Source organism: Streptomyces sp. NPDC086787 (assembly GCF_044745865.1).
Classification (GTDB): domain Bacteria; phylum Actinomycetota; class Actinomycetes; order Streptomycetales; family Streptomycetaceae; genus Streptomyces.
Genome location: NZ_JBIVBC010000001.1, coordinates 88,609 through 115,314 on the forward strand (window position 1 = coordinate 88,609; position 26,706 = coordinate 115,314).

Genomic DNA, 26,706 nt, shown 5'->3' on the forward strand with positions numbered 1-26,706 from the left:
AGTGGTGCCGCGTAGTGTTCGGGGCAGCTTGATGTACGCCTGAAGTCGCGGGGGAGCGATGAGCACGATCGACGCCGGTGTCACGGCGATCACCCTGACCGAGGACGATCTGGGGTCCCACGTCACACACGCGCCGACCCGTGTCCTGCTCACCGGCTCCGGACTGCCGGCCGACGGCGCCCTGTTCACCTTCGAGCCGCTCCGCACGGCGGGCCTGCGCACCCTCGCGGACGCCGCCGAGCGCCCCGCCCGGCTCGCCGAGGAGCTGCGGGACCGGCTGGTGATAGGGGAGTTGCTCGGCCCGGCGAGCGGTCTGCGGGAGTCGATCCTGCTCGACGGCCGGACGGGCGAGATCACCACCACCCACCTCCGTGCTCCGGGGGGCTGCCGCCCGCTCGCCCCCTCCCTCACCGTCCTGCTGCGGTTCGCCGCGGCCACCGAGGAACTGGCCGCCCTCCGCGGCCGCTTCGCCTCCCTCGCGGGCCGGCACGGCGTGAGGACGGCCACCGAGGCGTCCCGCCGGCTCCTCCGCCTGTTCGAGGAGGACACCGACGGTCGTGTCCCGCCGTACTGGAAGGTGGCCGCGCTGATCCGCCCCCTGGCACTGACGGCGGGTCCCGGCACCGACAGCGGGCTCACCCTGGACGTTCCCGCGCGCCTCATGAACGAGGAGTTCGGCCCGGGCCGGATGGTCCGCTTCGAGGAGGTCGACTTCCCCGCCGCGCTCACCCACGAGCCGACCCGCCGCTTCCTGCGCGAGACGGGACTGCCGGAGGACGCGGACGTCTTCCACTTCGACTTCGACACGGACGTGCCCCTGCCGACGCTGAGGGACCACCGCACCGTCGAGCGCGCGGGAGAGCACCCCCTGGAGCCGGGGGACGCGCTCCCGGCCCACTCCGACCGCCTGATACGCCTCGGCCGTCTGGTCGAGGACAACAGCCTGGTGGTGGACGGCACGACAGGCGCGGTCCTGACCTTCAGCGAGCCCGAGGGAACCCTGGAGGCCCTCAACACGGACGTCTCCACCCTCGCCTTCACCCTCTGGCTCCTGCACCGGGAGCGCGCGCTCGACTCGGACCTCGGCGGCGAACTCACCAGCGTCTACGACCAGCTGGCCGCGACGATGCTCCAGGTCCTCGCGTCGTACGACACGACGGGCACGGCGCCGGGCACCGGTTGGCACTACTGGACGGAGGTCTTCCGGGACGAGGCGGGCGGGACGCTCTGACACCGTGCTCTGACACCGTGCTCTGACACCGCGCTCTGGCCCCGTGCTCTGACACCGGCCGTTCATGAACGCCGTATGGCAGTCCTGTTTCGGCCTCCCCGAATTCCTTGAACCCCCTCGCCGCCCGGCCGTACGTTCGTACACGAATCAAGACCGTGTGCCCGAGCGGTTCAGGGACTCGCCTGCAAAGCGAGGTACGTGGGTTCGAATCCCGCCACGGTCTCCACCGTCCCTCCCGGCCTACGACCAAGGTCGCAGCCGGGAGGCGACCTCGGACAGGGGCCGAAGCGCGGGCCGCGACCTACGCTGGCGAGCATGACCGCCCTTGAGCCGCGCGACGCCCCCGACGTCGCGGACACATCCGCCGACAGCGCCGACGAGACGGTACTCGGGCGGTCCTACCGGGCGCTGAGCGTCGGCATCGTCTCCGTCGTGCTCCTCATCGCCTTCGAGGCGACCGCGGTGGGCACGGCCATGCCGGTCGCGGCCCGCGAACTGGACGGGGTGGCGCTGTACGCGTTCGCCTTCTCCGGGTACTTCACCACCAGCCTGTCCGGGATGGTGCTCGCCGGGCAGTGGTCGGACCGACGCGGTCCACTCGGGGCGCTGACCTGCGGGATCGGCGCGTTCGCGGCGGGGCTGGTGGTGTCCGGGACCGCCGGGGCGATGTGGGTGTTCATCGCCGGGCGGGCCGTCCAGGGGTTCGGCGGCGGACTGGTGATCGTCGCGCTGTACGTCGTCGTGGGCCGGGCCTACCCGGAACGGCTGCGCCCGGCGATCATGGCGGGGTTCGCGGCCGGATGGGTCCTGCCGTCCGTCGTCGGGCCGCTCGCGGCCGGGGCGGTGACCGAGCACCTCGGCTGGCGCTGGGTGTTCCTCGGGATCCCGGTACTGGTGGTGTTCCCGCTGGCACTGGCCCTCCCCCAGATACGGCGGCGGGCGGCGGGCCCCGTGCGCGAGGACGAGGCGACGGCACCCCCCGACCGGCGGCGCATCCGGCTCGCCCTCGGCATCTCCCTGGGCGCCGGGCTGCTCCAGTACGCGGCGCAGGATCTGCGCTGGGTGTCCGTGCTGCCCGGGCTCGCGGGCGCCGCGCTGCTGGTGCCCGCCGCGCGCGGGCTGCTGCCGCACGGGACCTACCGGGCCGCGCGCGGGCTGCCGTCCGTGGTCCTGCTGCGCGGGGTGGCCGCCGGGTCCTTCGTCGCCGCGGAGTCGTTCGTCCCGCTGATGCTGGTGACCCAGCGCGGCCTCACGCCGACGCTGGCCGGGTTCTCGCTGGCGGCGGGCGGGGCGACCTGGGCGCTGGGATCCTGGGTGCAGTCCCGGCCGCGGGTGAGGCCGTACCGGGAGCGGCTGATGACCGCGGGCATGGTGCTGGTCGCGCTCGCCATCCTGGTGGCGCCCAGCGTGCTGCTCGACGCCGTGCCGGTGTGGATTGTCGCCGTCGCCTGGGGCTTCGGCTGCTTCGGCATGGGACTGGTGATCGCCTCGACCAGCGTGCTCCTGCTGCACCTGTCCGCCCCCGAGGAGGCCGGGACCAACTCCGCCGCCCTCCAGATCTCCGACGCCCTCTCCAACGTGGTCCTCCTCGCGGCCGCGGGCGCGGCCTTCGCCACCCTGGGCGGCGGCATGGCGGGACACGTCACCACATCGGCCGGGCAGGGCGCGGCCCATCCGACGGCTTTCGCCGCCGTGTTCCTGCCGATGGCGGCCGTGGCGCTGCTGGGCGCCTGGGTGACGACGCGACTGGGCGAGCGAAGCCCGGCGGCCGGATGACGACCGGCCGGTCATCGACGCGGCCTCCGGTGCGGAGGGCGATGTCGAGGTGATCGCGCGGCGGTTGCGCGAGTTGTGACGTGGGTCCCACCCTCGGGTGGGCCCGCCTCGTCCGGGGCATCACGGCGCCGGGCCGCCGGTAGGGTGGCCCGGTTGTCATACCCAGCCGAGCAGCCCGACGCAGCCCGACCCCTCCACGGAGACCGTGACTACCACCGCCGCTTCCACGTCCCACTCCCATCACCTCTCCCCGGCCTTCCCCGGCCGCGCTCCCTGGGGCACCGCGGGCAAGCTGCGTGCCTGGCAGCAGGGGGCGATGGAGAAGTACGTCCAGGAGCAGCCACGCGACTTCCTGGCGGTCGCCACCCCCGGCGCCGGCAAGACGACCTTCGCCCTCACCCTCGCCTCCTGGCTGCTGCACCACCACGTCGTGCAGCAGGTGACCGTGGTCGCGCCCACGGAGCACCTCAAGAAGCAGTGGGCGGACGCGGCCGCACGGATAGGGATCAAGCTCGACCCCGAGTACAGCGCCGGACCGCTCGGCAAGGACTACCACGGTGTCGCCGTGACCTACGCCGGAGTCGGCGTGCGCCCGATGCTGCACCGCAACCGGGTCGAGCAGCGCAAGACCCTCGTCATCCTGGACGAGATCCATCACGCGGGTGACTCCAAGTCCTGGGGCGAGGCCTGCCTGGAGGCCTTCGAACCGGCCACCCGACGGCTGACGCTCACCGGTACGCCGTTCCGGTCCGACACCAACCCCATCCCCTTCGTCACCTACGAGGAAGGACCCGACGGCATCCGCCGGTCCTCCGCCGACTACACCTACGGCTACGGCTCCGCCCTGTCCGACGGTGTCGTGCGACCGGTCATCTTCCTCTCCTACAGCGGCAACATGCGCTGGCGCACCAAGGCCGGCGACGAGATCGCCGCCAGGCTCGGCGAGCCCATGACGAAGGACGCCGTCAGCCAGGCCTGGCGCACCGCGCTGGACGCGCGCGGCGAGTGGATGCCGAGCGTGCTGCGCGCCGCCGACCAGCGGCTCACCGAGGTCAGGAAGGCCATCCCGGACGCGGGCGCGCTCGTCATCGCCTCCGACCAGGAGTCGGCACGCGCCTACGCCAAGCTGATCCGGGAGATCACCGGGACCAGGGCCACGCTGGTGCTGTCCGACGACGTCGGCGCCTCGAAGCGGATCGACGAGTTCAGCAGCAGCACCGACCGCTGGATGGTCGCGGTCCGCATGGTGTCCGAAGGCGTCGACGTGCCCCGGCTCGCCGTCGGCGTGTACGCCACCACGATCTCCACCCCGCTCTTCTTCGCTCAGGCCGTCGGCCGTTTCGTGCGTTCCCGGCGGCGCGGCGAGACCGCCTCCGTGTTCCTGCCCACCGTCCCCGACCTGCTCACCTTCGCCAACGAGATGGAGGTGGAACGGGACCACGCCCTCGACAAGCCGAAGAAGGAGGGCGAGGAGGACCCGTACGCCGAGTCCGAGAAGGAGATGGAGGAGGCGAACAAGGAGCAGGACGAGGACACCGGCGAGCAGGACACGCTGCCCTTCGAGGCGCTGGAGTCCGACGCGGTCTTCGACCGGGTGCTCTACGACGGCGCCGAGTTCGGCATGCAGGCCCACCCCGGCAGCGAGGAGGAGCAGGACTACCTCGGCATCCCGGGTCTCCTCGAACCCGACCAGGTGCAGCTGCTGCTCCAGAAGCGTCAGGCCAGGCAGATCGCGCACAGCCGCAAGAAACCGGACACCGAGGCCGACCTGCTGGAACTGCCCGCCGAGCGGCGGCCGGTGGTCTCCCACAAGGAGATGATGGAGCTGCGCAAGCAGCTCAACACCCTGGTGAGTGCCTACGTCCACCAGAGCGGCAAACCGCACGGTGTGATCCACACCGAACTGCGACGGGTGTGCGGCGGCCCGCCGAGCGCCGAGGCGACGGCCGGGCAGCTGCGGCAGCGGATCGACAAGGTACGGGAATGGGCCACCCGCATGAAGTGACGCGGGCCTGAACTTCCCGTGCACATTCCCCGGGCGCGCGTATCCGGACGAATGATGCCAGGCCGGGACCGGTGCTGCCCGGATTCTGGACGAAGACTTCCGCTGAGCGAACCCACGCCGCTACTGTCCGGTTACGCACACGCCCCGTGGCAGCGCCGCCGCGGAGCGCAGCCGTGAAGCGTTGGGTCCGGAGCCGCCGGGCCGTCATGCCGACCGGCGGCCTCTGAAAGGCGCGTCGCCGACGGGACTCGGTGACGCGACCGCTGCCAAGGGGGCGCCGACCTCGCCACCGAAGGAGTGTGGGCGTCGTGACCGCGGAGACCTCTCAGACGCTCGACCGGGGACTGCGCGTCCTCAAACTGCTGGCCGACACGGACCACGGGCTGACCGTCACCGAGCTCGCCGGCAAGCTGGGCGTGAACCGGACCGTCGTGTACCGGCTGCTCGCCACGCTCGAACAGCACGCGCTCGTGCGGCGTGATCTGGGCGGGCGGGCCCGGGTCGGGCTCGGGGTGCTGCGGCTGGGCCGGCAGGTGCACCCGCTGGTACGGGAGGCGGCGCTGCCCGCACTCAGGTCGCTGGCCGAGGACATAGGCGCGACGGCCCATCTCACCCTCGTGGACGGCACGGAGGCGCTGGCCGTGGCGGTGGTCGAGCCCACGTGGACGGACTACCACGTGGCGTACCGGGCGGGACTGCGCCATCCGCTGGACCGGGGAGCCGCGGGCCGGGCGATCCTCGCGGCCCGGCAGTCCCCGTCGGCGGAACCCGGGTACACCCTCACCCACGGCGAACTGGAGACCGGCACCAGCGGAGCGGCGGCCCCGCTGCTCGGGGTCACCGGAGTGGAGGGCAGCGTGGGCGTGGTGATGCTGACGGACGCGGTACCGGAGCGCGTGGGACCCCGGGTGGTGGACGCGGCACGGGAGGTCGCCGACGCGTTGCGGTAGTTTCCGCCACGTTAGATTTGCCTTGTGCTCTCTCGTCTCTCGCGCCCCCGGGCCATCGCCGTCTGTGCCCTGCCCGTCGTGGCCCTGATCGCCACGGCGGTCCTCGTGCCGCTGCCGTTCTCGGTGGCGCAGCCCGGGATGACGGCCAACGTGCTCGGGAAGAACCGGGGCACCGAGGTGATCACGGTGGCCGGGGCGCCGACCCGCCCGACCAGCGGCCAGCTGCGGATGACGACCATCGAGGCGACCGGACCGGACGCGCAGGTGTCGCTCGGCGACGTGATCGGCAACTGGTTCCGCTCGGACCGCGCGGTGATGCCGCGCGACGCGGTGTACCCGAGCGGCGACGACCTCAAGGAGATCGAGCGGCACAACACCGAGCAGATGGAGCAGTCCCAGGACGCGGCGGCCGAGGCGGCGCTGAAGTACCTGGGCCTGAGCGACAAGGACGTCAAGGTCACCCTGAGGCTGGCCGACGTCGGCGGGCCGAGCGCCGGACTGCTGTTCTCCCTCGGCATCGTCGACAAGCTCGACGGCGACGGCCGCGGCGGCGACCTCACCGGCGGCCGCACGATCGCCGGCACGGGGACCATCGACGGCGTCGGAACGGTCGGCGCGGTCGGGGGAGTGGGCCTGAAGACGCAGGCCGCGCGGCGGGACGGCGCCACCGTCTTCCTGGTGCCGAAGGCCGAGTGCGGCGAGGCGAAGTCGGAGCTCCCCAAGGGGCTGCGGCTGATCCCCGTGACCACCCTGAAGGGGGCGGTGGACTCCCTGGCGGCCCTGCAGACGGGCAAGGGAACCGTCCCGAGCTGCTAGGCGGTCACCTGCCGCGGCCCTACTTCACGAAGCCCTGCTGCCGCATCCAGTCCAGCGCCACCTGGTGCGGGTCCTCCCCGTCGACATCCACCTTCGCGTTGAGGGTCTGTGCCACGGAGTTGTCGAGCTTCGCCGTGACGGGGTCGAGTACGGAGGCGATGGCCGGCCACTTCTTGAAGGTCCTGGAGTTGATCTCGGGGGCGGCATTGTAGTCGGGGAAGAACTTACGGTCGTCCGCCATCACCGTCAGGTCCATGGACGTGATCCGCCCGTCGGTGGTGTACACCTCGCCGTAGGTGCAACTGCCCTTGGCCGTCTCGGTGTAGACGATCCCGGTGTCCATCTGGGTGACATGCGCGGCGGGGATCCTCATCCCGTACGCCTTCTCCATCCCGCGCAGCCCGTCGGCCCGGTTGGCGAACTCGCCCTCCACGCACAGCGTCACCGCCCCGGGGTCGGACTTGCTGAGCGCGGCCACCTGCGACAGGGTTCGGGTGCCGTACTTCCTGAGATTGGCCCGGTTCATGGCCAGGGCGTAGGTGTTGTTCAGCCGTGACGGCGGCAGCCAGGTCAGCCCGTTCCGCAGATCGGCGTCCCGCACGGCCTGCCACTGCCGGTGCGGGTCGGGGATCGGGGTGCTGTGGCCCAGGTAGGTGATCCAGGCGGTGCCCGTGTACTCGTACATGGCGTCCGCCTCCCCGCTCCTGACCGCCTCCCGTGACCCGATGGACCCCTGGATGCCGGTCCGGTCGATCACGTCGGCTCCGGCCGCCTGGAAGACGATGCCCATCATCGCGCCGAGGATGAGACTCTCCGTGTCCGCCTTGGACGTCACGGTCAGATGAGCGCCCTTGAGTGGTTCCCCCCGACCGATCGATCCGGGCTTGACGTCGTCGGCCATCGGGGACCCGCTGCGCAGCCCGCATCCGGCCGCGACCAGGACCAGCGCCGCCGCGACGACGGCCCGGGGCGCGGCGGTCATGGGCCCGCCTCCAGCCCCCGGGGCCGCAGCAGCAGTTCCGCCAGGGAGGCCAGCCAGTCGATCAGGAGGGCCAGGACCACGGTGAGGACGGAACCCAGGATCAGCACCGGCATGCGCTGGTTGGTGATGCCCGCCGTGATCAGGACGCCCAGACCGCCGCCCCCGCCGAACGCGGCCAGCGTCGCCGTGCCGACGCACAGGACCAGAGCCGTGCGGACGCCCGCCAGGATGAGCGGCACGGCCAGGGGGAGTTCCACGCGGGCCAGTACGCCCGCCGGTGACATGCCGATGCCGCGGGCCGCCTCAAGCAGGGTCGGGTCGTTCGCCCGCAGGCCCGCCACGGTGTTGGACAGCACCGGAAGTACGGCGTACGCGGTGATGCCGATCAGCGCCGCCCGCATACCGGTGCCGAGCCAGATCACCAGCAGGGCGAGCAGGCCGATGGCCGGGGTCGCCTGGCCCGCGTTGGCGACCGCCATGACCGCGCCGGTCGTCCTGCGCAACGGCGCGCGGGTCAGCAGAACGCCCAGCGGGATCGCGATGACCACCACGAAGAAGGCGGAGAACACGGTGAGTTCGACATGCTGCCGCAGCGCCTTGGACACCTGGCCGCCGGACAGCGCGTTGCGGGAGACCTCGTCCAGGTCGGCGTGGCGCAGCCACAGCCAGGTCAGCAGCAGGACCAGCGCGAGGACGGCGGGCAGTACGGTCAGCCGCCGCCAGGTCAGCCGGCGCGGTGGCGCGGGAGCCGTACTCCTCGCCGCCTGGTTCACCGCCGGCCCGGCCGCGGTCATGTCCGGTCCGCCAGCAGTGCGTGCGCGGAGTCCATCAGGGTCCCCACGTCCACGACCCCCGCGTACGCCCCGTCGGGCCCGGTCACCGGGACCCGCCCCGCACGGTCCGCCAGCACCGCCTCCAGCGCGTCCCGCAGCGTCGCGTCCGCGCGCACCGTGCGGCGCACCGGCGACCGGGCAAGGTCCCCCTCGCGCAGCCAGCCGACGGGACGGCGGTGTGCGTCGAGGAGCAGGACCTCGCGCGCGCCGCTGTCCCGCAGCCGGTCCAGGATCTCGTGTCGTGGAGCGTCCTCGGCGACCGTGGGACACGCGCCGAGCCGGATGTCCCGCACCTGGGTCAGGTTCAGCCGCTTCAGCGCGGCGCCCGCCCCGACGAACCCGGACACGAAGCCGTCGGCCGGGCCGGTGAGGATCGCCTCCGGGGTGTCGAACTGGGCGATGTGCGAGCGCTCGCGCAGTACCGCGATCCGGTCGCCGAGTTTCACCGCCTCGTCGAAGTCATGGGTGACGAAGACGATCGTCTTGCGCAGTTCCCTCTGGAGCCGCAGCAACTCGTCCTGGAGCCGTTCCCGGGTGATCGGATCCACCGCGCCGAAGGGCTCGTCCATCAGCAGCACCGGCGGATCCGCCGCCAGCGCCCGCGCCACGCCCACCCGCTGCTGCTGGCCGCCGGAGAGCCGGCGCGGATAGCGGCCGCGGAACTCGCCGGGGTCCAGACCGACCAGGTGGAGCATCTCCTCCACTCGTTCCCCGGTCCGCGCCCTGGACCAGCCGAGCATCCTCGGTACGAGGCCGATGTTCTGGGCGACGGTCATGTGCGGGAACAGCCCCGAGGACTGGATCGCGTACCCCACCTCGCGGCGCAGCCGTACCGGGTTGATGCCCGTGACGTCCTCGCCGTCGATCCGGATGCGCCCGCCGGTCGGCTCGATCAGCCGGTTGATCATCTTCAGTGTGGTCGACTTGCCGCACCCGGAGGGACCGACAAGGACCACCGTCTCGCCGGCCCGGATGCTCATGTTCACGCCGTCCACGGCGGCCTCCGCGCTGCCGGGGTAGCGCTTGCTCAGGTTCTCCAGCTCGATCGAGGCGCCGTGCCCGGCCCTGTCGTGCCCGTCCCCGCCGTCAGCCACCACGGATCCCGCTGGAGATCGTCAGCCGCCCGAGCAGCACGTACGCGGCGTCGAACAGCAGGGCCAGGACGATGATCCCGAGCGTGCCCGCGAGCACCTGGTTGAGCGCGTTGTGGCTTCCCAGCGAGGCGATCCCGCGGAAGATCTCGTTGCCGAGGCCGGGCCCGGAGGCGAAGGCGGCCACGGCCGCGATCCCCATCAGCATCTGGGTGGAGATCCGGATGCCGGTCAGGATCGGCGGCCAGGCGAGCGGCAGCTCCACCCGCAGCAGCAGCGCCGACCGGGACATACCGATGCCGCGCGCCGCGTCCACCAGGTCCGGATCGACCCCGCGCAGCCCCACCACCGCGTTCCGTACGACCGGCAGCAGCCCGTACAGCGTCAGCGCGATCACCGTCGGCGGCACGCCGAGACCCACGGCCGGGATCAGCAGACCGAGCAGGGCCAGCGACGGCACGGTGAGCAGGGTGGCGGTGACCGTGGTGGCGAGGTCGCCCGCCCAGCCGCGGCGGTAGGTGACGATCCCGGTCAGCACCCCGAGCAGGCTAGCCACGACCATGCACTGGAAGACGACACTGGCGTGCTGCCAGGCGTCCGTGAGCAGCTGCTGATGGCGTTCGCCCACGTACTCCCAGAAGCCCACGCGCACTCACCCCTGGTCGGTCAGGTTCCTTCCGGATCCTCCGCCGCCTGTTCCACCAGCGGGATGATCCGCAGCGGGACGGGGTTCTCCATGACGATCGCCGTGGAGGCCCGGACGATCCCATCAAAACCGACGACCCGGTCGATCACCCGCTGGAGATCCGCGTTCGAGCGGGCCACCAGACGGCACAGCATGTCCCCGCTGCCGGTGGTGGTGAGCAGCTCCAGCACCTCCGGCACGGTCGCCAAGTGCGCCCGCACGTCGGTTCCTTGGCCCTGCCGGATCTGGAGCGTGGCGAACGCGGTGACCGGGTAGCCGAGCGCCGCCGGATCCACCTGGGGGCCGAACCCGCGGATGACTCCGTTCGACTGAAGCCGGTCGAGCCGCGCCTGCACCGTGCCCCGCGCCACGCCGAGCCGCCGGGACATCTCCAGCACGCCGACACGCGGCTCCCGGGCCAGCAGCACGATGATCCGTCCGTCCAGCCGGTCGATCGCCATGCCGTGCCTCCCAAGGTGGTCATCCTGTACAGAAAGTCCGCCGGTACGGCCATATCGGTGAGCAGATTGCCCAGCGGACACGCAAACTATTGCGCACCTTGTGGAGCGGGGCCAGGCTTCCGCCATGACGCAGACCACACACCACACCCCCGACACCGCGCGGCAGGCCGACCCCTTCCCGGTCAAGGGAATGGACGCGGTCGTCTTCGCCGTGGGCAACGCCAAGCAGGCGGCGCACTTCTACTCCACCGCCTTCGGTATGAAGCTGGTCGCCTACTCGGGTCCGGAGACCGGCAGCCGTGAGACCGCGAGCTATGTCCTGGAGAACGGCTCCGCCCGGTTCGTGTTCACCTCGGTCGTCAAGGCCGCCACCCCCTGGGGCCAGTTCCTCGACCGGCACGTGGCCGAGCACGGCGACGGCGTCATCGACCTGGCCATCGAGGTCCCGGACGCCCGCCGTGCCTACGCCTACGCGATCGAGCAGGGCGCCACTTCGGTGGCCGAGCCGTACGAGCTGAAGGACGAGCACGGCACGGTCGTCCTCGCCGCCATCGCCACCTACGGCGAGACCCGCCACACCCTGGTCGACCGCTCCGGCTACGACGGCCCCTACCTGCCCGGCTACGCCGCGGCCGCCCCGATCGTGGAGCCGCCCGCCCAGCGCACCTTCCAGGCCATCGACCACTGCGTCGGCAACGTCGAACTCGGCCGGATGAACGAGTGGGTCGGCTTCTACAACAAGGTCATGGGCTTCACGAACATGAAGGAGTTCGTGGGCGACGACATCGCGACCGAGTACAGCGCACTGATGTCGAAGGTGGTGGCCGACGGGACCCTGAAGGTCAAGTTCCCGATCAACGAGCCCGCCGTCGCCAAGAAGAAGTCCCAGATCGACGAGTACCTGGAGTTCTACGGCGGCGCGGGCGTCCAGCACATCGCGCTCAACAGCAACGACATCGTCGCCACGGTGCGTGCCATGCGCGCGGCCGGCGTCGAGTTCCTGAACACCCCGGACTCGTACTACGACACGCTCGGCGAGTGGGTCGGCGACACCCGTGTCCCGATCGACACCCTGCGGGAGCTGAAGATCCTCGCCGACCGTGACGAGGACGGCTATCTGCTGCAGATCTTCACCAAGCCGGTCCAGGACCGGCCGACCGTCTTCTTCGAGATCATCGAGCGGCACGGCTCGATGGGCTTCGGCAAGGGCAACTTCAAGGCCCTGTTCGAGGCGATCGAGCGGGAGCAGGACAAGCGCGGCAACCTCTGAGGCCACCCGGTGAGCCGGCGTCCCGTCGGCTCACCGGCTCCTCCGTTCACCGGCCTCGGCTCACCGCACCTTCGCGAGCTCGATGTCCGCTGGCGTGTCCGCGTCGGCCGGTGCCCCCAGCGTCCGCAGCGCCTCCCGCGCCTGGGTCACCCGCGTCGGTGAGAAGTACGGGTTGATCCGCAGGGCCTCCTCCAGATGACGCCGGGCGGGCCCGGTGTCGTCCAGCGCCTGCTCGATCACGCCCAGGTGGTACATGTACAGCGCGCTGCGCACCCCGCCCCCGTGCTCCTTGTCGGTGGCGGTCTTCGCGTACTTCAGCGCCCCCTCGTTGTCGCCCGCCCGGTGCAGCGCCCAGCCCAGCGCGTCGGCCACCTCGATCCCCGGCTGCCGCTCCCACTCCGCCGTCAGCCGGGCCACGGCGTCCCGGGCGTCCCCGTGGTCCGCCTCGAACTGGCCGAGCACCAGCTCGTCGTCCACCCCGCCCGCCGTGTCCTGGGCCACCCGCACCCGCAGCAGGTCGTACTGCGTGCGCGCCTCCGACCGCTGTCCCAGCGCCTCGTGCAACTCGCCCAGCTCCAGCATGTACTGCGGGCTCGGCTGCGCGGCCAGCGCGTCCTGATAGGCGGTCAGGGCCTCGTCGGTGCGGCCCAGCGCGGCCAGCGCCCTCCCCTTCCCGGCCAGCGCCGCCGGCTGCCCGGGATCCAGGAGCAGAGCCTCTTCGTAGTGACGCAACGCGTCCTCCCGGTCCCCGCGCTCCCAGGACAGCTGACCCGTGCGCTCCAGGTAGAGCGCCTGCTCGGCGGGCGTGCGCGCGGCCGCCGCGGCGTCCGCCAGCTGCGCCGCCGCGTCCTCGCGCCAGCCCCGGTCCCGGTAGACGGCGGCCGCCTGCGCCATCACGGCAGGCCGGGCGGCGCCCTGCGCCTTCAGCGCCGTCAGTTTCTCCAGGGTGCTGCGGGCCGCCTTGTAGTCGCCGAGCCCGTTGTACGCGTCGATCAGCTGCGGGTATGCGCTCCAACGCTGCGGCTCCGCCTGTACCGCCTGCTCCGCCCACCGCTTGGCCTCGGCGAAGTCACGGCGCGCCGAGGCCAGCGCGGCCAGCCCGTCCAGGGCCGCCGCGTTCGCCGTGGCGACCGTTTCCGGCGCGCTCCCGGCGCTCGTCTTCTCCTCCACCCGGCGCAGCGAGGTGCGCAGTGCCTCTTCGGCCTTCGGGTACACGGCGGCGTCGGCGCTCCTGCGGCCCTGTTCCACATAGGCCGTGCCCAGTACCGCCCACGCCCGCGCGTCCTGCGGATGAGCCCGCAGATACCGTTCCCGGTCCCCGATCAGCGCCGTGAGCGCGGGCAGCGCGGCCGGTACCCCGGCCCTGACCTCGGTCAGTGCCTGCGGCCCGGCGCCGCGCGCGGGTGGCTTGAGGTGGTGCTCGACCGACGGCAGCAGTGTCAGTGCCCCGCCGACCGCGGCCCCGGCCACCACTCCCGCCACGAGGGAGATGGCCAGCGCGCGCCACAGCCGCCGACGGCGCGGCGGCTGCTCCGGGACCGGGGGCGTACCAGGGCCGGACTGTGCGTTCTCCATGTCGCTCACTGTGCGTCAATATGACGGTCATACTGGTGAGCCTCCGGCGCGTGCCGGACGGGGTTCACACCGATGGCCCCGGGTGCGACGCTGTGATCATGAGCCGTATCCAAGCCGCACCCGACCCCGTCCACGGCGACCTCGGCGACCGGCTCCGCGCGGGCCTGCCGGCCGACGCGGTCCTCCTCGACCCCGACGTGACGGCGGCCTACGCCAACGACATGGCGAGCTTCTGCCCGGCGGGAATCCCCGCCGCCGTGGTCCTGCCGCGCACCGTCGCGGAAGTCCAGCACGTCATGCGCGTCGCCACCGAACTGCGCGTCCCCGTCGTTCCGCAGGGCGCCCGCACCGGCCTGTCCGGCGGCGCCAACGCCTCCGAGGGCTGCGTCGTACTGTCCCTCACCCGGATGAACCACATCCTGGAGATCAACCCCGTCGACCGTGTCGCCGTGGTCGAACCGGGCGTCGTCAACGCCGCCCTCTCCCGCGCGGTCGAGGAACACGGCCTCTACTACCCGCCGGACCCCTCCAGCTGGGAGACGTGCACCATCGGCGGCAACATCGGCACCGCCTCCGGCGGGCTGTGCTGCGTCAAGTACGGCGTGACGGCCGAGTACGTCCTCGGCCTCGACGTCGTCCTGGCCGACGGCCGCCTGATGTCCACCGGCCGCCGCACCGCGAAGGGCGTGGCCGGATACGACCTGACCCGGCTCTTCGTCGGCTCCGAGGGCTCGCTCGGCATCGTCGTACGAGCCGTCCTCGCGCTACGGCCCAAGCCGCCCCGCCAGCTGGTACTGGCCGCCGAGTTCGCCTCCGCGGCCGACGCCTGCGACGCGGTGTGCCGGATCATGACCGGCGGCCATGTGCCGTCCCTGCTGGAACTCATGGACCGCACGACCGTCAAGGCGGTCAACGCCTTCGCGAACATGGGCCTGCCGGAGACCACCGAGGCCCTGCTCCTGGCCGCCTTCGACACCCCGGACCCGGCCCCCGACCTGGCCGCCGTCGGCGCGCTGTGCGAGGCCGCCGGAGCCACCCAGGTGGTCCCCGCCGAGGACGCCGCCGAGTCCGAACTCCTGCTCCAGGCACGCCGGCTGTCCCTCACCGCGCTCGAGGCGGTCAAGGGCACGACGATGATCGACGACGTGTGCGTGCCCCGGTCCAGACTCGGCGAGATGCTCGAAGGAGTCGAGCGGATCGCCGCGAAGTACGGCCTGACGATCGGCCTCTGCGCCCACGCCGGGGACGGCAACACCCATCCCACCGTCTGCTTCGACGCCCAGGACGCCGACGAGTCCCGTCGGGCGCGCGAGTCCTTCGACGAGATCATGGCGCTCGGGCTGGAACTCGGCGGCACCATCACCGGCGAGCACGGCGTGGGCGTGCTGAAGAAGGAGTGGCTGGCCCGGGAGATCGGCCCGGTCGGGCTGGAGATGCAGCGGGCGGTGAAACAGGTCTTCGACCCGCTGGGCATCCTCAACCCGGGCAAGGTGTTCTGACGTCTACGGGGCGAGCAGCTGGTCGAGGGCGTCGTCCATCCCCAGCCGCTCGCCCTCCGTGCCCGGCGGCACCACGCGCAGCGTCCGTTCCAGCCACGCGGACACCTGAGCGGAGGGCGCCTCCAGCAGGGCCTCGCCGTCCGGGGAGCTGAGCGCCATCACTATGACGCCCCGGCCCGCCACCCTCGCCGGCCACACCCGGACGTCCCCCTGACCGCACTCCCGGAACACCCCCTCCACCAGGAGCTCGCGCGCGAACGTCCAGTTCACCGGTTGCGCGGAGTTGACGTGAAAGGTGACCTGTACGGCGTACGGGTCGGCGGTGCGGTAGCCGAGCCGGGCCGGGACCGGGACGCTGTGCTCGGGCGACAGGACGAGCCTGACCTCCAGTTCGCGTTCCACCACGGTGCAGTGCATGGCGGCGTTCCTCTCTAGGGTCGCGGGCGGTGCCCGGGGCCTTGTGTCCGCCCCGTACCACGGGAGAGGAAGAGCGGGCACGGCCATTACGCGGGTACCGGATAATTTTCCTCCGAACCCGTGAAGCGGGCGCCCGGTGTTGCCCGGATGGGGGTGGGTCCGGCGGGACTCGCGGTGGGCGCTGCGCGCGTCTGATAGATGTGGAGCCTCCATACAGGAGTTTCCGTGTCTAGGCGTGGAGGCTCCATACGACCCCCGAGCAGATACGGGACGACGGACATGAGCGCCCCAACTCCGGGCCCCGGCGACGACAGGCCCCGCGAAGGGTATTACCCGGACCCGTCCATTCCTGGATATGTCCGGTACTGGAACGGCGCGGCCTGGGTGCCCGGCACCAGCCGGCCGGCGCCGCGGGACGGCGAACCGCTCATCGCGCCACGCGGCGTGCTCCCGGCGCCGCCCGCCGTGGAGGAGACCGGCCCGCACTTCTTCGACGAGGACCCGCAGCCCACGCCCGCGTGGGGAGCCGACCCGGCCCAGCAGTCCGGGTTCGGCGGCGAGCAGGACCGCCGGGTCACCTGGGGCGCCGACCCGGGGATGCCCGCGGACACCCCGGTGTGGCAGGACAGCGCGCCCGCACCTGCCGACGGCCCGGCGGACCGGTCCGACGGGCCGCCGGAGGGCACGTTCACGCTCCGCAGGCCCACCTCGGCTCCGGGCACCGGCGGCGCCGGACCCGCCGAGAGCGGCTCCGGCCGCCCCGGCTTCGGCGCCGGAAAAGCCGCGGCAGCGCGCGCCGCCGCGGCACAGACGGGACCGGGTCAGGCGCAGACGGGGCCGGGTCAGGCGGGGCTGGGTCACGCGGGGTCGGGTCAGGCAGGCATGGGTCACGCCGGGTCGGGTCAGGCGGGTATGGGTCACGCCGGGTCGGGCCAAGCGGGGCTGGGCCAAGCCGGGCCGGGTCAGGCAGGCATGGGTCAGGCAGGAACGGGCCAAGCAGACATGGGTCAGGCAGGGCTTGGCCAAGCAGGGCCGGGGCACGCGGGGTCGGGCCAAGCGGGGCTGGGTCAAGCAGGCGCGGGCCACGCAGGCACGGGTCACGCAGGCACGGGTCAAGCAGGGCTGGGCCAAGCAGGCCCGGGGCATGCGGGGATTGGCCAGGCAGTGTCCGGGCGCCCGGGGATGAGCCAAGCGGCGTCGGCGCAGTCGGCCGGGGCCGTCGCGCAGCCGTCCGCCGGGGGCGCCCAGCCGCCCGTTGCCGCCGCGCCCTCCCTGCCCCAGCAGCAGGGCTCCGGCGCGCCCATGGCGAGCGGAACCGGTGGTGGCCAGTCCTCCTGGGCGCAGCAGGTGCACCAACTCGCGGGCGCGGGCGGTGAACAGCCCGTGGCGCCGTGGAAGCCGCCGGTGGAGGACCCGTTCCTGGCGGCGGCCCGGCGGCAGTCGGCGGCGCGCCCCGCCGGACTGGGCAGGCGGCTCGCGGCGCGGCTGTTCGACACCCTGGTCGTCGGCGCGCTGACGGCCGCGGCCGCCGTACCGCTCGGCGTCAGGGCGGCCGACCACATCCAGCAGAAGGTCGACGCGGCCGAGCAGTCCGGCCGCACGGTCACCGTCTGGCTGCTCGACGGGACGACGGGGGCCTACCTCGGCATCGTCCTGGGCGTGCTGCTCGTCGCCGGGATCCTGTACGAGGTGCTGCCCACCGCCAAGTGGGGCCGCACCCTGGGCAAGCGGCTGTGCGGTCTGGAGGTCCGGGACATCGAGGCCCACGAGCCCCCGGAGTTCGGGGCGGCGCTGCGCCGCTGGCTGGTCTACGTCCTTCCCGGCCTGCTGGGCATCGGCGTCCTCGGCGTCCTCTGGTGCCTGTTCGACCGGCCGTGGCGTCAGTGCTGGCACGACAAGGCGGCGCACACCTTCGTCGCGGGCTGAACCACGGGGCCCGTCGCCCGGACGGCCGCCCGCCGGATGCGAACCCGGTCCGCTCGCGATCGACTCGGGCCATGAGCACCGAACCGCCCCCCGGCTCCGGACAGCAGCCACCGGACGACGACCCGTTCAGGAAGCCGCCCCCGTCGGGGTCGGGTTCGGGCTCGCCGTACGACGCCCCGCCCGGCGGCGGCGGGCCGTACGGCGGCGGACCGCAGGGTGGTGGTGGCCCCTACGGCGGTGGGCCGCACGGTGGCGGCGGCCCCTACGGCGGCGGACCGCACGGTGGCGGTATGCCGCCCTACGGCGGTGGCGGCGGCGACTACTCCACCGACCCGCTCGCGGGTATGCCCCCGCTCGCCGACAGCGGCAAGCGCACGCTCGCCCGCATCATCGACATGATCCTGGTGGGCATCGTCGTCTATCTGCTCACCCTGGCCTTCGGGGTGCGCGAGTACGAGATCAGCGGTGACAGGTTCGAGGCCGGCAAGTCGTTCGTGCAGTCGCTCATCGCGGCGGTCTGCTACGTCGCCTACGACGCCGTGCTGATCGCCCGCTCGGGGCAGACCCTCGCCATGAGGTGGCTGCACATGCGGGTCGCCAACCTCCACGACGGCTCCACGCCCAGCGGCCAGACCTCCCTGGTCCGCGCGCTGGTCCTGTGGATCCCGTTCGCCTTCTGCTGCGCCTGCATCTGGACCGCGATCGCCGGCGGCTGGAGCTACTTCGACCGGCCGTACAAGCAGGGCCTGCACGACAAGGCGGCCAAGACGGTGGTGGTCAGTACCGGGTGACGGGCACCCGCTCCTCGGCCGCCACAGTGGCGGCCGGTTCGCCGGCCGTGCGGTTACGGGGCAGGGGCACGGTCATGGCGACCAGCAGCCCCAGGGCGAGTGCGGCGAGCGCGATCACCGCGATCCCGACGCCCGAACTCGTCTGAGACAGCAGCAGCATGGCGAGCGTCGAGAAGATCACGGTGCACGAACCGTAGGCGAGCTGTGCGGCAGTCGGACGAGGCATGGCAATCGTGTCCTCGGATGATGTTGGGTGCGAGACGGGTAACCGGCCTGGCTTTCCGCCGACTTCCGGGCGTTCCACCATCGGACTCTCTCCGCGTGCATGCCCGAACGGGACGACCGGTAAGCGTGACCTAACCCACGGTACAGGTGCACGAGGGGCGCACGGACGCACGGTGTCCGGCAGGTGGACGGTTCACGCGCCTGTCAAGTCGTATGCGAGCACGTTCGTAAAGCGGACGTCACTTCCGCATAGTGCAGTTGACCTGCTCAAGTCAAGGTCTGTCTTTTCTTCTAAACCTCTAGTCAAATGTCGTCACTTGACTACACGCGTTGACCAGGCGCGCACGGACTTCCATGACCAGGGACCCCCCTTCCGTGTGCCCGGACGCTGGGGAGGAAGCAAGTGACCAGCAGACCCTGGACGTTCAGAGCAGCCGCGATAGGTGTGGCGCTCGCGGCGGCCACCGCCACGTTCTCTACCTTCGCCGTGGCAGAGGCCGGTACGGCCCCCCACTCCGCCGCCGCCAACCGGCATGACCCGGCGCCGGTGAAGCAGACCGACCACGACCTGGACGGTCCGCTCAGCAAGACCCAGGACGCTCAGCGTCAGGAGGCCCTGGACCAGGTCATATCCGGCGCGGCCCAGGTCAAGGACCGTGACGGTTCGAAGGTCGTCCAGCTCAAGAGCCGCAAGGGCGCCGGCAAGTATGTCGAGCTCGGCCGCGAGAAGACGGACAAGATCTTCACGATCCTCGTCGAGTTCGGCGACCAGACCGATCCGAAGTTCGGCGGCACCGCGGGTCCGCTGCACAACAAGATCGCCGCGCCGGACCGCAAGAAGGACAACAGCACGGCCTGGCAGAAGGACTACAACCAGAAGCACTTCCAGGACCTCTACTTCGGCACCGGCAAGAACGTCGAGTCGATGAAGAAGTTCTACGAGAAGGAGTCCTCCGGCCGTTACTCGGTCGACGGCGAGGTCGCCGACTGGGTCAAGGTCCCGTACAACGAGGCCCGCTACGGCAACAACGCCTGTGGCTCCACCAACTGCCCGAGCGTGTGGAACGTCGTCAGCGACGGTCTGAACTCCTGGGTCGCCGGGCAGAAGAAGGCCGGCCGCACCGACGCGCAGGTCAAGGCGGACGTCGCGAAGTTCGACCAGTGGGACCGCTACGACTTCGACGGCGACGGCAACTTCAACGAGCCCGACGGCTACATCGACCACTTCCAGATCGTCCACGCCGGTGAGGACGAGTCCGCGGGCGGCGGCGCCCAGGGCAAGGACGCGATCTGGGCCCACCGCTGGTACGCCTTCGGCACCGACGCCGGCGCCACCGGCCCCACGGGCAACAAGCTGGGCGGCGCGCAGATCGGCAGCACCGGCATCTGGGTCGGCGACTACACCATCCAGCCGGAGAACGGCGGCCTCGGTGTCTTCGCCCACGAGTACGGCCACGACCTCGGTCTGCCGGACCACTACGACACGGCCGGCGGCGACAACTCCACCGGCTTCTGGACGCTGATGTCGTCCGGTTCCTGGCTCGGCCGGGGCAAGGACAACATCGGTGACCTGCCGGGCGACTTCAGCGCCTGGGACAAGCTCCAGCTGGGCTGGCTGAACTACGACACGGCCAAGGCCGGCAAGCAGTCCACGCACAAGCTGGGTGTCGCCGAGTACAACACCTGGGACAAGCAGGCCCTCGTGGTCAACCTGCCGGACAAGGCGGTCACCACGACCATCGTGGCCCCGGCCCAGGGTGCGAACCAGTGGTGGAGCGGCAGCGGTGACAACCTCAAGAACACCCTGACCCGGTCCATCGACCTCACCGGCAAGTCCTCGGCCGCGCTGTCCCTGGACGGCTGGTACGACATCGAGGCCAACTACGACTACCTCTACACCGAGGTGTCGACCGACGGCGGCGCCAACTGGACCGCGATCGACGGCACGGTGGACGGCCAGGCCATCCCGCGCGACGCCAGCGGCGCCCCGGCGCTGACCGGTACGGTCGACGCCTACAAGAAGCTGTCGTACTCGCTGGACGCCTACGCGGGCAAGAAGATCGACGTCCGCTTCCGCTACGCGACCGACGGTGGCGTGGCCCAGAAGGGCTTCGCGGCCGACGAGATCACGCTGACCGCCGACGGCGCGACCGTGTTCTCCGACAACGCCGAGTCCGCGGACGCCGCCTGGACGGCGACCGGCTTCTCCCGCATCGGCGCGTCCTTCACCAAGGACTACGCGCAGTACTACATCGCGGAGAACCGCCAGTACGTGTCGTACGACAAGACCCTCGCGGTCGGCCCGTACAACTTCGGCTTCTCGAAGACCCGTCCGAGCTGGGTGGAGCACTACCCGTACCAGAACGGCCTGCTGATCTGGAAGTGGGACACCTCCCAGGCGGACAACAACACCAGCCAGCACCCGGGTGTCGGCCTGGTCCTGCCGGTGGACTCGCACCCGACGGCGATGAAGTGGTCCGACGGCACGCTGATGCGCAACCGCATCCAGGCCTACGACTCGCCGTTCAGCCTGTACTGCACGGACGGCATGACGCTGCACAACGCGGACGCCGCGACCAAGATCAAGTCGTCGAAGGGTGTCTCGGTCTTCAACGACCACACGAGCACCTACTACGACGAGTCGAACCCGACCGGCGGCGTCAAGATCACTGACACCAACACCAAGATCAAGATCGTCAAGGAGGCCAAGAACGGCTCCACGATCAACATCCAGGTTGGTCCAGCGGTCAAGTAAATAGCATTTCCGCAGGTCAGAAGCGTATCGGCGGCGGCCCCTTGGCGGGTCGCCGCCGATCGTGTTTAGGTGCGTCCTGTGGTTCTCTTATTGACACCGATGCACACGGGGGTGTGACCGTATGGCCGCAGGAGGCTTCAGCAGACTGCCGAACGGCAAGGTGGTGGTGGCACTCAACCTGCCCCGCCCGACCGCCGCAGGCTCAGGAAGCGTGCGCGTGATCGTGCACGCCCACAACCGGGCGCGCGCCCTGACCAGGCTGCGCAACCTCGGCATGCGCGCGGTGTACCTGCGCGGCAACGCCGCCCCACCGACCCCGGACGAGATCACCGCCGTCCTGCACCACCCCGACGGCCTGATATGGCGTACGGCGCCCTGCGACGAGCTACCGGCCCTGGAGCCCATGGAGCTGTGGCGCCCGATCCGAAGCCTGCTCAGGCCTCCGGTGGCCCGGGCGTAGGTCCCGGTCTCCGCTGTCGGTGTCAGACCACCGGCTTGCCCGAGAGTTCCACGCCCGCCTCCCGCAGCTCCTCCAGCGCACGCTCGGTGGTCTCCTCGGCCACTCCGGCCGTGAGGTCGAGCAGGACGTTGGTGCGGAAGCCCTCGCGTATGGCGTCCAGGGCCGTCGCCCGTACGCAGTGGTCCGTGGCGATGCCGACCACGTCCACCTCGCCGATCCGGCGGTCGCGCAGCCAGTCGCCGAGCTGTACGCCGTTCTCGTCGACGCCCTCGAAGCCGCTGTAGGCGGCCGCGTAGGACCCCTTGTCGAAGACGGCGTCGACCGCGCCGGAGGCGACGGCGGGGGCGAAGTTCGGGTGGAAGCCCACCCCCTCGGTGCCGGCGACACAGTGCGCGGGCCAGGAGCGGACGTAGTCGGGGTCGTCGGCGAAGTGTCCGCCGGGTGCGATGTGGTGGTCCCGGGTGGCCACGACATGCCGGTACCCGGCGGGGGCCTGCCCGATCAGCTCGGTGATCGCGGCGGCCACATCGGCGCCTCCGGCCACCGCGAGGCTGCCCCCCTCACAGAAGTCGTTCTGCACGTCAACGACGATCAAGGCGCGGCGCATGGTCGGTGTCCATTCGACTGAGTGTGAACTTACGAGCGTAGAGACTTCCGCGGCGGTAGGGGAGGGGGAGAGGGAGAGCGGGCACCTGCTCTAGCTACCCGAGCCCTCGTGCACGTACTCCGTCGGAAGCACGGGTTCCCCTCGGGAGAGCTGCGTGGCGGACAGCGGCAGCCCCGCGAGCGCGGCCGTGTGCCGGTCACGCGCCGCGTCCAGCGGCTCACGCGCCACGACCTCACCGCCCTTCACCAGCTCCACGAGCAGCTGCCGGTCCACCAGCGCGTCCGGCACCGGACCGGTGCCGACCACCTCGGCCTCGGCCACCCCGTCCGCGTCCAGCCGCCGCGCGGCCCACTTGCGGCCGCCGACGGAGGTCTTGCCGCCGCTCGACCGCTTCGCCACCGGCACCAGTGGCGCCGCCGGGTCGGCGGACTCCGCGCGGGCCACCAGCTTGTAGACCATCGCGCAGGTCGGATGCCCGGAACCGGTCACCAGCTGGGTGCCGACGCCGTACGCGTCCACCGGCGCCGCCGCCAGCGAGGCGATGGCGTACTCGTCCAGGTCCGAGGTGACGACGATCTTCGTACCGGTGGCGCCCAGCGAGTCCAGCTGGTGCCGCACACGGTGAGCGACCAGCAGCAGGTCCCCGGAGTCGATCCGCACCGCGCCCAGCTCGGGACCCGCCACCTCCACGGCCGTACGCACCGCCTCGGCGACGTCGTACGTGTCCACGAGCAGCGTGGTGCCCCGGCCCAGCGAGTCCACCTGGGCCCGGAAGGCGTCCCGCTCACGGTCGTGCAGCAGGGTGAAGGCGTGCGCGGAGGTGCCGACGGTCGGAATGCCGTACCGGAACCCCGCCGCCAGGTCCGAGGTGGTCGCGAAGCCGCCCACGTAGGCGGCCCGCGCGGCGGCCACCGCGGCCAGCTCGTGGGTGCGTCGGGCGCCCATCTCGATCAGCGGCCGGCCGCCCGCCGCGGACGACATCCGGGAGGCCGCGGCGGCGATGGCGGAGTCGTGGTTGAGGATGGAGAGGACCACCGTCTCCAGGAGCACGCACTCGGCGAAGGAGCCCTCCACCCGCAGGATGGGCGAGCCCGGGAAGTACACCTCGCCCTCCGGGTAGCCCCAGATGTCCCCGCCGAACCGGTAGTCGGCCAGCCATTCGAGGGTCTCCTGGTCGACGATCTGCCGCTCGCGCAGGAAGCCGAGGACGTCCGCGTCGAAGCGGAGGTTCTGGACGGCGTCCAGCACCCGCCCGGTGCCCGCCACCACGCCGTAACGGCGGCCGTCCGGCAGTCGCCGGGTGAAGACCTCGAACACGCTGCGCCGTTCGGCGGTACCCGCTTTGAGGGCGGCCCGAAGCATCGTCAGCTCGTACTGGTCCGTGAAGAGCGCTGTCGAGGGGACGTCCACCGGCAGCCCAAGGTCCGCTGTGTTCATGGCAAGGAATCGTACTCCCATTTCGTCAGTGTGACGATTTCTGCGGAGCGTGGCAGCATGGGCCATGTGACGTCACCCGCGCCCGCAGAGATCGAACGCACCGAGTCGGCGGAGGAGGTCTTCGCCGTACCCGAACCCGACGTCCCGTGGATCACGCTCGTCCACAACGACCCGGTCAACCTCATGAGCTACGTGACCTACGTCTTCCAGTCGTACTTCGGCTACAGCAAGGACAAGGCCACCAAGCTCATGCTCGACGTCCACCACAAGGGCCGCGCGGTCGTATCCAGCGGAAGTCGCGAGGAGATGGAACGCGACGTGCAGGCCATGCACGGATACGGACTGTGGGCCACCCTCCAGCAGGACCGGAAGTAGCGAATCTCCTTCATGCCCGGAACCTTCGAACCGACCCCCGGCGGCGGCGCGGCCGTCGCCCTCGACGACGTCGAGATCTCCATCATCCGGTCGCTGGCCGTCCAGCTCCTGGAGCTGATCGGGCCGGGACCCGCCGAGGACGCCCCGGACGACCCACTCGCCGAGCTGTTCGCCGAGGGGCCGAGCGAGCCGCCCAGTGACCCGGTGCTGCGCCGCCTCTTCCCGGACGCCTACTGCGATCCCCGGCTGGTCCCGGACTCGCCGCAGGAAGCCGCGGAGCGGGAGGCGCACTCCGCCGAGTTCCGCCGCTACACCGAGAACGACCTGCGGGCCGGCAAGCGGGAGAACGCCCTCGCGGTGATCGGCACCCTGGACGCGTTGTCCCCGGTGGGCGAGGAGGGTGCCGTCCTCAAGCTCACCCCCGGGGAGTCCCGGCAGTGGCTCGGTGCGCTCAACGACCTGCGCCTCGCGATCGGCTCCCGGCTGAGCATCACGGACGAGGACGACACGGACCTGCTCTACCGGCTGCCGGACGAGGACGAGCGCAAGCCGATGGTGATGGCCTATCTGTGGTTGGGCGGCCTTCAGGAGACCCTCGTCGCCACACTCATGACCTGATGTCCTGATTCGCGACCGACCCATCCCCTTATATCCGGTTTCGTCCGCATGGTGCGTTCGCTCAGAGGACGCTCAAATCCGGATAACGATCCCGTCACCAATCCGGCCGGATATACACCCAACGAGTGCTCTTTGTCCGCTTCTTCCTGTGTCGTGCGCCACAAGCGGCCCAGTCGATCAATGGTGCCGCCGTGATAAATCTTCACGACCGCCCGGCGAACACCACCCACGTTCGGCCGGGTGCGCCACCGAGCCGGCGACCGTCGGCCAGGCACGGGCCGACTCGCCAAGCCGGTCCAGCTCCAGCAATCCGGGGGGATCGAAACCCGATCCGAGGCCGACGAACGGCACGGTTCGGCATGGAGAAAGGCGCACACGACACATGACCTCCGCTCAGGTCGACACGGAGAAGTCCTCCGGTACCCCCGAAGAGGGCTACGAGCGTGGACTCGGCAGCCGCCAGGTACAGATGATCGCGATCGGCGGCGCCATCGGCGTCGGGCTCTTCCTGGGCGCCGGCGCGAACATCGCCAAGGCCGGTCCCAGCCTCATCCTGATGTACGCCCTCGCCGGCGCCATCGTCTTCTTCATCATGCGCGCGCTCGGCGAGCTGCTGCTGTACCGCCCGGTCTCGGGCTCCTTCGCGGAGTACTCGCGGGAGTTCCTCGGCCCGTTCTTCGGATACTTCACCGGCTGGACGTACTGGCTGATGTGGGTCGTGACCGGCATGGCCGAACTGACGGCCGCCGCGATCTACGTCCACTACTGGTTCCCGTCCGTCCCGCAGTGGGTGACGGCGCTGGTCTTCCTGGTGATCCTGTTCGGGGTCAACCTGATCTCCGTGAAGCTCTTCGGTGAGCTGGAGTTCTGGTTCTCCATGGTCAAGGTGACCGCCCTCATCGGCATGATCGTGATCGGCCTCGGCGTGCTGACCTTCGGCTTCAGCCAGGCCGGCGACACCGCCGCGGTCTCCAACCTGTGGGCCTTCGACGGCTTCTTCCCCAAGGGTGTCGGCTCGTCCCTGATGACCCTCCAGGGCGTCATGTTCGCCTACCTCGCCGTCGAGCTCGTCGGCGTCACCGCCGGTGAGTCCGAGAACCCGGAGAAGACGCTCCCCAAGGCGATCAACACGCTGCCCTGGCGCATCGCCCTGTTCTACGTCGGTGCCCTCACCGTCATCCTGTGCGTCGTGAAGTGGACCGAGTTCGCGGAGGGCGTCAGCCCCTTCGTGAAGGCGTTCGCCATGATCGGCATCCCGGCCGGAGCGGGCATCGTCAACTTCGTCGTGCTCACCGCCGCCCTGTCGTCCTGCAACTCGGGCATGTACTCCACCGGCCGCATGCTGCGCAACCTGGCCGACAACGGCGAGGCCCCCCGAGTCTTCAGCAGGCTGTCGTCCACCAAGACGCCCGCCTTCGGCGTCACCATCTCCGTCCTCTTCATGGGCATCGGTGTGGTCCTGAACTACCTGGTCCCGGAGAAGGCCTTCGGCTACGTCACCTCCGTCGCCACCGCGGCCGGCATCTGGACCTGGCTGATGATCCTGATCAGCCACGTCCTCTACCGCCGCGCGGTCGTCGCGGGCCGGCTGCCCGCCTCGTCCTTCCCGGCGCCCGGCGGCTCGGTGTGCAGCTGGATCGCCATCGTGTTCCTGCTCTTCGTCACCGGCCTGATCGCCTACGACGCCGACTCCCGCGTCTGCCTGTACGTGATGGCAGGATGGGCCGCCGCCCTGGGCATCGGCTGGATGATCCTCAAGGCCAGGAACCCGCAGGTCACCGAGCGCCGCGAGACGGAGCTGGAAAACGTGGGCTGACCACCCGCCCCAGGACGTCCGGCCGCGGAGAGTACTCGTGGCACCCTTCGCGGCCGCCGCTCAGGACGTCCACCATGTGGGCCGTCCCGTACCACACACCGGTAC

Annotated in this window: 25 protein-coding genes, 1 tRNA gene and 1 pseudogene; 16 read left to right on the forward strand and 11 right to left on the reverse strand. The window is 71.0% G+C overall.

Annotated elements, in window-relative coordinates:
* The first annotated feature begins 58 nt into the window (after positions 1 to 58).
* The 6 genes from ACIPK3_RS00335 to ACIPK3_RS00360 all read left to right on the forward strand — a co-directional run bounded on the left by ACIPK3_RS00335 (position 59) and on the right by ACIPK3_RS00360 (position 6,778).
* Positions 59 to 1,231, forward strand: coding sequence for an SUKH-4 family immunity protein (locus tag ACIPK3_RS00335; RefSeq protein ID WP_402565206.1), 1,173 nt, complete (start codon positions 59 to 61; stop codon positions 1,229 to 1,231).
* Positions 1,232 to 1,382: 151 nt separating this feature from the next.
* Positions 1,383 to 1,457 (forward strand) — tRNA-Cys (locus ACIPK3_RS00340).
* 89 nt (positions 1,458 to 1,546) lie between these two features.
* Entirely contained in the window at positions 1,547 to 3,007 is a 1,461-nt protein-coding gene (locus ACIPK3_RS00345; RefSeq protein WP_402565208.1) for an MFS transporter, read from the forward strand.
* A gap of 205 nt (positions 3,008 to 3,212) precedes the next feature.
* Positions 3,213 to 5,012, forward strand: a complete 1,800-nt coding sequence (locus ACIPK3_RS00350) for a DEAD/DEAH box helicase (protein ID WP_402565210.1) — start codon at positions 3,213 to 3,215, stop codon at positions 5,010 to 5,012.
* A 308-nt stretch (positions 5,013 to 5,320) separates the two neighbouring features.
* A complete protein-coding gene (locus ACIPK3_RS00355) occupies positions 5,321 to 5,962 on the forward strand; it encodes an IclR family transcriptional regulator (RefSeq protein WP_402565211.1) in 642 nt (213 codons plus the stop codon).
* A 24-nt stretch (positions 5,963 to 5,986) separates the two neighbouring features.
* The gene (locus tag ACIPK3_RS00360) at positions 5,987 to 6,778 is read left to right on the forward strand and encodes a S16 family serine protease (protein ID WP_402565213.1); all 792 of its coding nucleotides are present in this window, start codon (positions 5,987 to 5,989) and stop codon (positions 6,776 to 6,778) included.
* Between the two features lie 19 nt (positions 6,779 to 6,797).
* Here ACIPK3_RS00360 and ACIPK3_RS00365 read toward each other — a convergent pair whose 3' ends face one another.
* Genes ACIPK3_RS00365 through ACIPK3_RS00385 form a run of 5 tightly spaced genes read right to left on the reverse strand, consistent with a single transcriptional unit; the run spans position 6,798 to position 10,830 of the window.
* Complete coding sequence (locus ACIPK3_RS00365; RefSeq protein ID WP_402565215.1) at positions 6,798 to 7,760, reverse strand: glycine betaine ABC transporter substrate-binding protein; 963 nt, start codon at positions 7,758 to 7,760, stop codon at positions 6,798 to 6,800.
* Entirely contained in the window at positions 7,757 to 8,554 is a 798-nt protein-coding gene (locus ACIPK3_RS00370) for an ABC transporter permease (RefSeq protein ID WP_402565217.1), read from the reverse strand. The genes ACIPK3_RS00365 and ACIPK3_RS00370 overlap by 4 nt, the downstream gene beginning before the upstream one ends.
* Entirely contained in the window at positions 8,551 to 9,687 is a 1,137-nt protein-coding gene (locus tag ACIPK3_RS00375) for an ATP-binding cassette domain-containing protein (protein ID WP_402565219.1), read from the reverse strand. Before ACIPK3_RS00375 ends, ACIPK3_RS00370 begins: the two co-directional genes overlap by 4 nt.
* Positions 9,680 to 10,330: an ABC transporter permease gene (locus ACIPK3_RS00380; protein ID WP_402565221.1), complete on the reverse strand. Its 651-nt coding sequence runs from the start codon at positions 10,328 to 10,330 to the stop codon at positions 9,680 to 9,682. The genes ACIPK3_RS00375 and ACIPK3_RS00380 overlap by 8 nt, the downstream gene beginning before the upstream one ends.
* 20 nt (positions 10,331 to 10,350) lie before the next feature.
* Positions 10,351 to 10,830 (reverse strand): Lrp/AsnC family transcriptional regulator, encoded by a 480-nt coding sequence (locus ACIPK3_RS00385; protein ID WP_402565223.1) that lies wholly within the window; start codon positions 10,828 to 10,830, stop codon positions 10,351 to 10,353.
* 124 nt (positions 10,831 to 10,954) lie between these two features.
* Between ACIPK3_RS00385 and hppD the strand changes: the two genes are divergently transcribed.
* Positions 10,955 to 12,100, forward strand: coding sequence for a 4-hydroxyphenylpyruvate dioxygenase (gene hppD, locus ACIPK3_RS00390; protein WP_402565224.1), 1,146 nt, complete (start codon positions 10,955 to 10,957; stop codon positions 12,098 to 12,100).
* A gap of 60 nt (positions 12,101 to 12,160) precedes the next feature.
* On the opposite strand, the gene ACIPK3_RS00395 is transcribed toward hppD, so the two are convergent.
* Positions 12,161 to 13,675 (reverse strand): tetratricopeptide repeat protein, encoded by a 1,515-nt coding sequence (locus ACIPK3_RS00395; RefSeq protein ID WP_402565226.1) that lies wholly within the window; start codon positions 13,673 to 13,675, stop codon positions 12,161 to 12,163.
* 92 nt (positions 13,676 to 13,767) lie between these two features.
* Here ACIPK3_RS00395 and ACIPK3_RS00400 point away from each other — a divergent pair, with 92 nt between their 5' ends.
* A complete protein-coding gene (locus tag ACIPK3_RS00400; RefSeq protein ID WP_402565228.1) occupies positions 13,768 to 15,174 on the forward strand; it encodes an FAD-binding oxidoreductase in 1,407 nt (468 codons plus the stop codon).
* Positions 15,175 to 15,177: 3 nt separating this feature from the next.
* Here the strand turns inward: ACIPK3_RS00400 and ACIPK3_RS00405 are convergent, their stop codons facing one another.
* Entirely contained in the window at positions 15,178 to 15,591 is a 414-nt protein-coding gene (locus ACIPK3_RS00405; protein WP_402565230.1) for an SsgA family sporulation/cell division regulator, read from the reverse strand.
* Positions 15,592 to 15,870: 279 nt separating this feature from the next.
* Between ACIPK3_RS00405 and ACIPK3_RS00410 the strand changes: the two are divergent.
* Positions 15,871 to 15,963 (forward strand): annotated as a pseudogene (locus tag ACIPK3_RS00410) (DUF2510 domain-containing protein); the annotation flags it as partial.
* Here the strand turns inward: ACIPK3_RS00410 and ACIPK3_RS00415 are convergent.
* Positions 15,921 to 16,283, reverse strand: a complete 363-nt coding sequence (locus ACIPK3_RS00415; RefSeq protein WP_402566871.1) for a hypothetical protein — start codon at positions 16,281 to 16,283, stop codon at positions 15,921 to 15,923. The pseudogene ACIPK3_RS00410 and the gene ACIPK3_RS00415 overlap by 43 nt on opposite strands.
* Positions 16,284 to 16,773: 490 nt before the next feature.
* Between ACIPK3_RS00415 and ACIPK3_RS00420 the strand changes: the two genes are divergently transcribed.
* Complete coding sequence (locus ACIPK3_RS00420) at positions 16,774 to 17,517, forward strand: RDD family protein (RefSeq protein WP_402566821.1); 744 nt, start codon at positions 16,774 to 16,776, stop codon at positions 17,515 to 17,517.
* A gap of 71 nt (positions 17,518 to 17,588) precedes the next feature.
* Positions 17,589 to 18,308: an RDD family protein gene (locus ACIPK3_RS00425; protein WP_402565232.1), complete on the forward strand. Its 720-nt coding sequence runs from the start codon at positions 17,589 to 17,591 to the stop codon at positions 18,306 to 18,308.
* On the opposite strand, the gene ACIPK3_RS00430 is transcribed toward ACIPK3_RS00425, so the two are convergent.
* Positions 18,295 to 18,534 carry a hypothetical protein gene (locus ACIPK3_RS00430; protein WP_402565233.1) on the reverse strand — a complete coding sequence of 80 codons (240 nt, stop codon included), beginning with the start codon at positions 18,532 to 18,534 and terminating at the stop codon, positions 18,295 to 18,297. The two genes, ACIPK3_RS00425 and ACIPK3_RS00430, sit on opposite strands and share 14 nt — an antisense overlap.
* A 402-nt stretch (positions 18,535 to 18,936) precedes the next feature.
* Between ACIPK3_RS00430 and ACIPK3_RS00435 the strand changes: the two genes are divergently transcribed.
* Positions 18,937 to 21,288: an immune inhibitor A domain-containing protein gene (locus ACIPK3_RS00435; protein ID WP_402565235.1), complete on the forward strand. Its 2,352-nt coding sequence runs from the start codon at positions 18,937 to 18,939 to the stop codon at positions 21,286 to 21,288.
* A gap of 121 nt (positions 21,289 to 21,409) precedes the next feature.
* Positions 21,410 to 21,748: a hypothetical protein gene (locus tag ACIPK3_RS00440; protein WP_402565237.1), complete on the forward strand. Its 339-nt coding sequence runs from the start codon at positions 21,410 to 21,412 to the stop codon at positions 21,746 to 21,748.
* A gap of 22 nt (positions 21,749 to 21,770) precedes the next feature.
* On the opposite strand, the gene ACIPK3_RS00445 is transcribed toward ACIPK3_RS00440, so the two are convergent.
* Complete coding sequence (locus ACIPK3_RS00445) at positions 21,771 to 22,355, reverse strand: isochorismatase family protein (protein ID WP_402565239.1); 585 nt, start codon at positions 22,353 to 22,355, stop codon at positions 21,771 to 21,773.
* A 90-nt stretch (positions 22,356 to 22,445) separates the two neighbouring features.
* On the reverse strand, positions 22,446 to 23,792 hold the full coding sequence (locus tag ACIPK3_RS00450; protein WP_402565240.1) for a nicotinate phosphoribosyltransferase: 1,347 nt from the start codon (positions 23,790 to 23,792) through the stop codon (positions 22,446 to 22,448).
* Positions 23,793 to 23,849: 57 nt separating this feature from the next.
* Between ACIPK3_RS00450 and clpS the strand changes: the two genes are divergently transcribed.
* From clpS to ACIPK3_RS00465, 3 genes are all read left to right on the forward strand, one after another.
* A complete protein-coding gene (gene clpS / locus ACIPK3_RS00455) occupies positions 23,850 to 24,167 on the forward strand; it encodes an ATP-dependent Clp protease adapter ClpS (RefSeq protein WP_402565242.1) in 318 nt (105 codons plus the stop codon).
* A 12-nt stretch (positions 24,168 to 24,179) separates the two neighbouring features.
* Positions 24,180 to 24,785 (forward strand): DUF2017 domain-containing protein, encoded by a 606-nt coding sequence (locus ACIPK3_RS00460; protein ID WP_402565244.1) that lies wholly within the window; start codon positions 24,180 to 24,182, stop codon positions 24,783 to 24,785.
* A gap of 382 nt (positions 24,786 to 25,167) precedes the next feature.
* Positions 25,168 to 26,601 carry an amino acid permease gene (locus ACIPK3_RS00465; protein WP_402565246.1) on the forward strand — a complete coding sequence of 478 codons (1,434 nt, stop codon included), beginning with the start codon at positions 25,168 to 25,170 and terminating at the stop codon, positions 26,599 to 26,601.
* The last annotated feature ends 105 nt before the right edge of the window (positions 26,602 to 26,706 follow it).